Below are 2,021 nucleotides of genomic sequence, written 5' to 3'. Positions count from 1 at the left end.
CCCGGAGGGCCAGCACCGACCGGACCCCCTCCACGAAGACGACCGGCGCCGCCGCCACCACACGCCCGCCGAGCAGCACACGGTCCACATCCAGCAGCGCGACCAAATTGGCCGCGGCCTCGCCCAGGATCCGTGCCGCCTCGGGAAGATCACCTCGGGCCACCGCCCCCAGGCACAGCGCCTCCGCACAGCCGCGCGCCCCGCACCGACACGGCGGGCCGTCCAGCAGGAGCACCTGGTGGCCGAACTCCCCCGCCGCCGAGCGCTCACCGCGGTAGACCTCGCCGCCCAGCCACAATCCCGCGCCGAGCCCGGTCCCGACGTGCAGGTACACGCAGGTGCGGGGCCCTCCGCCGGCAAACGGATACGCATACGCATACGCATCCGGCGCGGCATCCGTGCCACGCCCCGCATCCGCGTCACGCCCGGCACCCGCATCCGGCCAGGCGGCCCGGAGCCACGCCCCGGCAGCCGCGGCCGCACCGGCGTTCGTGTCCTTGTCCAGCAGCACCGGCAGGCCCAGCCGCCCCTGCAGCACCCCCCGCAGCGGAAAGCCCTTCCAGCTCGGGAACCCCGTCACCCGCCCCATCGTCCCGGCCCGGTGGTCGAGCGGCCCCGGTGCGGCCACCCCGACGCCCAGGAGTCCCAGGTCGGCCGGGTCTCCGACCCGCGCGACCGCCCGTACGACAGCCTCCACCACCGCCTCCGGGCCGGCGCCGAAGTCCAGCGGGCCACCGCTCTCGGCAACGACGCGGCCGGCCAGGTCCACCCGTACCGCCCGGAGCTCGTCGCGGTCCAGGTGCACTCCGACGGCGTGATGCACGTCCGGCACCAGCCGGAGCAGGGTGCGCGGTTTGCCGCCGGTGGACGCGGCTCGCCCGGCCTCCGCGACCAGCCCGTCCGCGCCGAGCCGGGCCGTGATCTTGCTGACGGCCTGCGGAGTCAGTCCCGTACGGGCCGCGAGCTCGGCGCGGCCCAGGCCCGCCGGGCCTGCGCCGCGGAGCAGATCCAGCATCAGCGCCTCGTTGTACCCGCGCAGCGCCGGCAGGTTCACCCCGCCGCGTTCGTCCCCGCTACCCCTGTTCACGAGTCCATTGTCCACCTTCCTTGCACTTCGACAACACTGTTGCCAAAGTGGTTCCATGAGCAACCCCGCCTCCCCTTCCTCCCCCGCACCCCTCCGCGTCGGCCTCATCGGCTACGGACTCGCCGGTTCCGTCTTCCACGGCCCCCTCGTGGCCGCCACGGACGGACTCGCCCTCGACACGGTCGTCACCTCCGACCCGACCCGCCAGGCCCAGGCCCGCGCGGAGTTCCCCGGCGTCCACATCGCCGCCACCGCCGCCGAGCTGTGGGACCGGGACCTCGACCTGGTCGTGATCGCCTCCCCCAACCGGACGCACGTCCCGTTCGCCACCACCGCCCTCGAAGCCGGAGTCGCGGTGGTCGTGGACAAGCCGCTCGCCGCCACCGCCGCCGAGGCCCGCGCCCTCGCCGCCCTCGCGGAGCGCAGCGGAACCTTCCTCTCCGTCTTCCAGAACCGCCGCTGGGACAACGACTTCCTCACCCTGCGCTGCCTCCTGGCGGAGGGCGAACTCGGCGAGATCCAGCGCTTCGAGTCCCGTTTCGAGCGCTGGCGCCCGCAGCTCAAGGGCGGCTGGCGCGAGTCCGGCGCACCGGAGGAGATCGGCGGCCTGCTGTACGACCTCGGCAGCCACCTCGTGGACCAGGCGCTCGTGCTGTTCGGTCCGGCCGTACGGGTCTACGCGGAGGCCGACGAGCGCCGCCCCGGCGCCGAGACCGACGACGACACCTTCATCGCCGTCACGCACGCGAACGGGATCCGCTCCCACCTCTACGCCAGCGCCACCACCGCCCAGCTCGGACCGCGTTTCCGCGTACTGGGTTCGCGGGCCGGCTACGTGAAGTACGGCCTCGACCCGCAGGAGGGCGCCCTGCGCGAGGGGCTGCGGCCGGACGGCGAGACGCCTTGGGGCGAGGAGCCCCCGCACCTGTGGGGG

2 protein-coding genes are annotated in these 2,021 nt (G+C 74.5%); one reads left to right on the top strand and one right to left on the bottom strand.

Annotated features, from left to right (window positions below; all coding sequences use genetic code 11):
* The coding region (locus tag PV721_RS43100; RefSeq protein ID WP_319734291.1) for an ROK family transcriptional regulator at positions 1–1,015 on the bottom strand (1,015 nt) is incomplete at its 3' end.
* 127 nt (positions 1,016–1,142) lie between these two features.
* Between PV721_RS43100 and PV721_RS43095 the strand changes: the two genes are divergently transcribed.
* Positions 1,143–2,021, top strand: an 879-nt coding sequence (locus PV721_RS43095) for a Gfo/Idh/MocA family oxidoreductase (RefSeq protein WP_319734290.1), incomplete at its 3' end; no start/stop codon positions are given.

It is taken from the genome of Streptomyces sp. MB09-01 (assembly GCF_033794505.1).
Lineage (GTDB): Bacteria > Actinomycetota > Actinomycetes > Streptomycetales > Streptomycetaceae > Streptomyces.
Note: the sequence above shows the minus strand (reverse complement) of the source record. Positions and strands in the feature narration are given on the sequence as shown.